Raw genomic sequence first — 6,307 nt, 5'->3', positions numbered from 1 at the left:
AGAAATAGTAAAATCGTCCTGTGAAAACATAGATCTAAACATTTCAAAATGAAAGACTTAAAAATAATAGCAATGGAAAACTTTAATAGACAATTATTTAATAGACAATTAAGAGAAGTAACAAAAAACAAAATGATGTTTTTAAATGACCATGTTTTATAAAAAAAGTTTGTATTTAGAAGTGGTGGATGCTTCAAGTAAATGGACAAGCAGAATAAGCGGATTGGGTCAAATACTATCACAATTGATTTTATTTTTGAAGATATAATCTAAAATTTATCCTTATTGGTTAATTGTGCCAAATTAGGTTACAAATATTTGAACCACAGAATTTAGTGATAAAAGTGCATTTTTTTGATTAAGAAAAATAGCAGCTTACAGTCTATTGGGAAGAGCAGGTTTTACAGAACCAATTGAGAGAAAGTCATGGTTACAGTACTTCGTAACCTATTTTCTAAATATCTTAAAAATATATTACTTATATTAACTCATTATTAATATACTTATCTGTATTTTTTCTTAATTGAGTAAGCTCGTAAATCAAGGTGTTCTTATTAGAGTAGTCTTTCATAAGAATATCTTTTTTACTTTTATATTCATCGTAAATATTTGATAATTCTTTTATACTTAAATTTTTATACTTGTTTTTGTCTAAAGTAGTTAATGACTTTTCGTATGTGATAATTTGAGTTCTATATTCTGTATAAAATTCTTTATCTTTAGAGTTTGATTTATAGATTTCATAAATAGATTTATTTATTTGTAAAGTGTTTAAAGCTTCAATTGCAGTATAGATTTCGTTCAAATCTTTTTCTATATTCTTAATTTCATTTAAAGTTTTTTGCCTATTAATGGCTTCTTGTTGAAGTTTATTTTCTAGATCTATATTAGATGTCAGCCCATACTTTCTGAGTTGATTTAAAGTATCAGCCATAGTATTCATATTGTGTTTCTTTGCCCATATTTCATAAGCTTCAGAAGATTGTATCTTTTTATTATTTTTTAAGTCTATTATATTGTCGACTTTTTTATATGTTTTCGTAGAAGAATCAAAATCAATTTTTACTGACTTTTTATTCATATTATTCTCGATTCTTTCCTTTATCTTTTCATTGGTATAATCTTTTCCAAGAGTATTTTCTTTAGCACGAATAAATCGTCCTTTTTCTCCTTGTTCTTTATGACGAAAAGATAAGTACTTGCCTAATTTGATTTCGTATCCATATTCTTCCATAGTTTTTAAAAAGTTATCATAGCTATTAGACTTTTGAATAGCATGATCAATAGATATTTGAAGTCTATATTTCCAAGATGTCCCTTTTTTAAATTCCATATATTCCTTATATGATTTCCCATTAGTTTTATATTTATTTTTAAACTTCATATAGTCTTCATCTATAACAGATAACTTATATTTTCTACACAAGTCATCACTATAATTTCTAATTTGATGGTAAGATTTTTTATTGCTTTGATAGGCTTTACCTGTATCAAAAGAAACATTATTAAATAGAATATGGTTATGAATATGCTCCTTATCTACATGGGTTGTTATTACGTATTCATATTTTCCTTGTAGTACCTTCTCACATAATTCAATTCCAATTTTGTGTGCTTCTTCAGGTGTAGTTTCTCCAGGTGCAAAAGCTTGAATTAAATGTCTTGCTAAAACTTTTGCTTTAGAATTACATTCTATTTTTGTTTGTTCAAATTCTAAATGAGCAGTTATAGGGTTACAGTTTAGGGAGGAAATTAGAATTTTTTCATCTGTTTTATCACTATTCATAATGTAATCAAGTGCTACTTTTAAAGTGGATTTTATAGGATGAATTTTAGTAATTGCCATTATTCTTTCTCAGTATTTATGCTATTAGAATTAGTAAGAGAGTATATTTTTTTACGCATAGAGAAAATATCTTTTGCTTGATTTTCTAATAAGCTTTTTAAATCTTCTACATCATCTTTATATATAATTGATGTAGTATTTACCCTTTTAGCAATTTGATTTATATTATTTGAAGTACGACTTATATTTGTTGACATTTCACGAAAGACATCCATATCTAATACATAAATATCTTTTTCTAAAATACATTTCATAATAAATTGCCTAAGAGTTTTGCACTTAGATGCTTTATGTTTTTCATTTAGCAATTCTAACTCCTCGTCAGATAACATTAAATAAATTCCGTTATTTCTAAATCTACTTGTCATAATTTGACCTCCTTAATAAATTTATTAATCGAAATAAAAAAGAAAAACCTGTAAATTCAAGTAGGATAACTTGACTTACAGGTTTAATTTATTCTATATATTTCGTCTGGAAATCTCCTGATTTAATTTTTTAGTATTTATATTTTATCACTTTTTGAGATAATATTCAAGTTTGCGTTGGGGCTATTATAAGAGTTTGTACTGAATTTAATCATTATAAATTTAGGGGTTTGGGGATATTCCCCAACAAGTAAAATGGAAAAAAAATAAGCGATATAATAGTAGTATTCTTATTTCATTTTTAGTAAGTGCATATGCACTTACTGTGCTTGCTATTTTTGCTATTTTTGCTATTTTTGTTTAATAAAAATACACTATTTTATGATAACTTAAATTTTAAAAAACTAAAAAAATTACTTTGAAATAGATACTTTTACAACTATAATAATATGTATGATATTAAAAAATATTTTAAATTATCATATTTAAAGATATTTAATTAAATTATTAGTTACTAACAATTTAAGAGGGGGAGTAATTTATTTTACACAGGGAATTTGCTGAAGAAAATTATTTAGAAGCCATATATATTTTATCTTTGGAAAATGAAGAGGTTAGAAATATAGACATTGCTAACTATTTGGATTACAAAAGACCGACGGTTACAAGAATGCTAAAAAAACTTGACAATAAAGGCAGGATAACTTATGGAGATGATAAAATAATTCGTTTAACAGACGAATCAAAAAAATTTTGTGAAAAGATGTATAAAAAACATATGTATCTTACTAGCGTATTCATTAAACTTGGAGTTAATCCTAAACAAGCAGAAAGTGAAGCTTGTCTTATAGAACACGTTATATCAGATGAAACGTTTAAAAAATTAAAAAAACATTTTAATGAAACCTTATAATTAATAGCATAGATAACTTTTAAATAAGTTTTTTATGCTATTTTTTTTAATTATTTTACAAAAAAGTTCAAAAACTCATTGATAAATGTTATCAAATGGTATATAATGAATAAAAGTTAGCTATTGCTAACAAAAAATATATTAAAAGGTGAATTTATGTCAAAAAATTTTGAAATGCTAAATAAAGAATTAGACGAAAACAATATTAAAGCTAGTCTTGTTATATTTCCGTTTGCAGGAGGTGGAGTATCTGCATTTAGAAATTGGAAATATGAATTTGAAGATGTAAGGATATTTGTTGCTCAATATCCAGGAAGAGAAAATAGATTTTCTGAAAAAGCTATAAGTGATATTAATATTTTAGTTGAAACATTATTCAATGATATGGAAGAAAATTTTGATTTTGGAAAACCTTACTATTTATTTGGACATAGTATGGGAACAAAAATAGTTTATGAAATAGCCTTAAAGATCAAAAATTCAAGATATGAAAATCCAAGAGGAATAATAATTTCAGGTGGACGTGCTCCAGTGTATAAAGAACCAAACCCAATCTATTACCTTGATGACGAAGGTTTTATAGAAGGGCTAAGAAGATATGAGGGAACCCCGAAAGAGATATTAGATAATAAAGAATTGATTTCAATTTTTTTACCGACACTTAGAGCAGATTTTGTAATAGACGAAGACTATCAAGATACAAAACATGAAAAATTAGAAAGTCCCATACTTGGCCTTATGGGAGATAAAGATCAAGAAATGAAATTAGAAGAACTTAAAAAATGGCAAGATTATACAACAAAAGAATTCGTCTATAAATATATAGATGGCAAGCATATGTTTGTAAATACATCTACTGATATGGTTATAAGGGAAATAAAAAGCTATATTAATGAAAACGTTAAAAATAATTAAAATTACAGAACTAACAAAATTTGACATTAATGAGGTAGTTCAATTTATACATGATGATTGTATAGCAGTAGTTGCTGTAGAGACAAATAGTTACGGAATTATAAGTGAATGTATTCCATATTTAAGTAAAGATCAAATTGAAATTATGTGGAAGTATAGAAAAGAAAGTGACAGAATTAATTATGCTGTAACAAAAGCAATAGTAAACTTGCTATTTTCTAAAATTGAGAAACTAAAATGCGAAGAGATTAGATGGCGTTACGGTAAATATAATAAACCATATATTAGAAATCATTTGAATTTACATTTTAATATATCACATACCACAGGATTTTCAATAGTAGCCTTCTCAAGAAATGATATAGGAGTTGATATTGAAAATATAGAAAGAAATATAGATTATAGTGAAATTAAGAATAATTTTTTTATTAACAATGAAAAAATATTAGGTTTGAAAGACTTTTACAAATATTGGGTTTCTAAAGAAGCTTATTTAAAATATAAAGGAGTCGGTTTAATTCAAAATTTGGAAACAGTTGATGTTATTAATAAAAATAATAATGTAATGAAAGTTATAGATAAAGAAAATAATATTCAAAAGGAGATTTTGATTTTTGAAAAAGAAAAATTTGTTTTTGCGTTATGCTATTAAAAAAGTAGGGCAAATATTATGAATTTAGAGATTAAGAGACAATTAATCAACTTTTATGATAAAGATGTTTGGGAGCATCTAACTGTTGGCGAACATTTGAAAATGTGGTCAAATACATACGCCGATAGAGTAGCAGTTGTAGATGAAAATGAAGAATTGACATATAGACAACTTAAAGATGAAGTGGATTGTTATGCTAATGGACTTTTAAATCAAGGATTCTGTAAGGGAGATAAAGTATTATTTCAACTTCCTAATAGTAAAGAATTCATTATAATTTTATTTGCAATGATGAGTATAGGAGTGATTCCTGTAATTATCTTGATGGGTCATAGATATTCTGAAGTTAAGGGAATTTTAAATAAAACAAATGCAAAAGCATATATTGGAATTAACAGGTACTTAGGATTTTCATATGAAGATATGGTGTCTAATATTATAGAAGATACGAAAGAAGATATACAAGTTTATTTGATTGGCGAAACAGAGAAATATGAGAAATTATGTGCTTTAAGACAAAATAGAAAAAATAAATTTGCCAAAGAGTTAGATTATAAGGAAACTGCTATATTTTTATTGTCAGGAGGAACAACAGGCTTTCCGAAACTAATACCTAATAGGCATTGTGAATTTATATATTTAGCAAAAGAACTGGCAAATGCAACAGATATGAATGAAGATACAGTGTATTTGGCAGCTTTACCTATGAGCCATAAATTTGCACTTTGTTGTCCGGGAATGATTGGGACATTGTCAAAAGGTGGTAAGGTGGTTACTTGTAGAGTATCCAGTCCTGATGAAATAATACCTTTGATTGAGGAACAGGAAGTTAGCATTATGGCATTGGTACCTACTTTAGCTAATATGTGTATAGAATATCTTAAAAATGATGATGCTGATATCAGCAGTTTGAAGTATATACAGATAGGTGGATCTGTTCTTGATTCTAACTTAGCAAAAAAGATTCAGGAAGAATTTAATTGTAAATTATTGCAATTGTATGGCATGAGTGAGTCGTTGATTACTTGCTCTAGGGTTTTGGACGATGATTATGACAGATTACATACTCAAGGGAAGAAGTTAAGTGAGTTTGACGAAGCTCGTATTGTTGATGAAAACGGGAAAGAGGTTCCTGATGGAGATTTTGGAGAGCTAATAGTTAGGGGACCATATACTATTTTGGAATATTATGATTCATCAAAACTAAATGATACTCAGTTTACAGAAGAATGTTTTTTAAGAACAGGAGATAGAGCCGCTAAGTTATATGGAGACAATTATAAAATTGTTGGTCGTGTGTTGGAGATGATAAATCGTGCTGGAGAAAAAATAGTTCCTTCTGAGTTGGAAAATATTTTGCTTACAAATAAGAATATTAGAGAAGTGCAAATTGTTGGCATACCCGATGAGACGCTTGGAGAAAAAATAGGTGTATTTATTTTGAAGGGAAGTGCTGTTCTTACACTTAGAGATATAAGGAATTACTTGGTAGAAAGAGGACTTGCTTCTTTTAAGTTACCGGATGAAGTACAGTATGTTGATCAATGGCCATTAACAAGCGTTGGAAAGGTAGATAAAAGTAAATTAAAACAACTAATGATTAAATAGATAAG

The 6,307-nt window shown here is 27.0% G+C and carries 6 protein-coding genes; 4 read left to right on the top strand and 2 right to left on the bottom strand.

Going from position 1 to position 6,307, the window contains the following annotated elements:
* Nucleotides 1–478: 478 nt before the first annotated feature.
* Nucleotides 479–1,846 carry a relaxase/mobilization nuclease domain-containing protein gene (locus I6I93_RS09080; RefSeq protein WP_035111980.1) on the bottom strand — a complete coding sequence of 456 codons (1,368 nt, stop codon included), beginning with the start codon at nt 1,844–1,846 and terminating at the stop codon, nt 479–481.
* Nucleotides 1,846–2,214 carry a plasmid mobilization protein gene (locus tag I6I93_RS09075; protein WP_033647464.1) on the bottom strand — a complete coding sequence of 123 codons (369 nt, stop codon included), beginning with the start codon at nt 2,212–2,214 and terminating at the stop codon, nt 1,846–1,848. The genes I6I93_RS09080 and I6I93_RS09075 overlap by 1 nt, the downstream gene beginning before the upstream one ends.
* 598 nt (nt 2,215–2,812) lie before the next feature.
* On the opposite strand from I6I93_RS09075, the gene I6I93_RS09070 reads away from it, so the two are divergent.
* The 4 genes from I6I93_RS09070 to I6I93_RS09055 all read left to right on the top strand — a co-directional run bounded on the left by I6I93_RS09070 (nt 2,813) and on the right by I6I93_RS09055 (nt 6,302).
* Nucleotides 2,813–3,127, top strand: a complete 315-nt coding sequence (locus tag I6I93_RS09070) for a metal-dependent transcriptional regulator (RefSeq protein ID WP_004838452.1) — start codon at nt 2,813–2,815, stop codon at nt 3,125–3,127.
* Nucleotides 3,128–3,283: 156 nt separating this feature from the next.
* Nucleotides 3,284–4,042: a thioesterase II family protein gene (locus I6I93_RS09065; protein ID WP_036764333.1), complete on the top strand. Its 759-nt coding sequence runs from the start codon at nt 3,284–3,286 to the stop codon at nt 4,040–4,042.
* Complete coding sequence (locus I6I93_RS09060) at nt 4,020–4,694, top strand: 4'-phosphopantetheinyl transferase family protein (RefSeq protein WP_036764335.1); 675 nt, start codon at nt 4,020–4,022, stop codon at nt 4,692–4,694. The genes I6I93_RS09065 and I6I93_RS09060 overlap by 23 nt, the downstream gene beginning before the upstream one ends.
* An 18-nt stretch (nt 4,695–4,712) precedes the next feature.
* Complete coding sequence (locus I6I93_RS09055; protein ID WP_036764337.1) at nt 4,713–6,302, top strand: AMP-binding protein; 1,590 nt, start codon at nt 4,713–4,715, stop codon at nt 6,300–6,302.
* Nucleotides 6,303–6,307: the final 5 nt, after the last annotated feature.

The sequence above is a fragment of the Peptoniphilus harei genome (genome assembly GCF_016726485.1).
Lineage (GTDB): Bacteria > Bacillota > Clostridia > Tissierellales > Peptoniphilaceae > Peptoniphilus_A > Peptoniphilus_A harei.
The sequence above is the reverse complement of the archived record's forward strand: the minus strand, read 5'-3'. Positions and strand labels throughout refer to the sequence as shown.

What these genes read in the sequence shown, in the direction of transcription:
- I6I93_RS09080 (WP_035111980.1), bottom strand. Translation starts at nt 1,846, where the DNA reads ATGGCAATTACTAAAATTCATCCTATAAAATCCACTTTAAAAGTAGCA.
- I6I93_RS09075 (WP_033647464.1), bottom strand. Translation starts at nt 2,214, where the DNA reads ATGACAAGTAGATTTAGAAATAACGGAATTTATTTAATGTTATCTGAC.
- I6I93_RS09065 (WP_036764333.1), top strand. Translation starts at nt 3,284, where the DNA reads ATGTCAAAAAATTTTGAAATGCTAAATAAAGAATTAGACGAAAACAAT.
- I6I93_RS09060 (WP_036764335.1), top strand. Translation starts at nt 4,020, where the DNA reads ATGAAAACGTTAAAAATAATTAAAATTACAGAACTAACAAAATTTGAC.
- I6I93_RS09055 (WP_036764337.1), top strand. Translation starts at nt 4,713, where the DNA reads ATGAATTTAGAGATTAAGAGACAATTAATCAACTTTTATGATAAAGAT.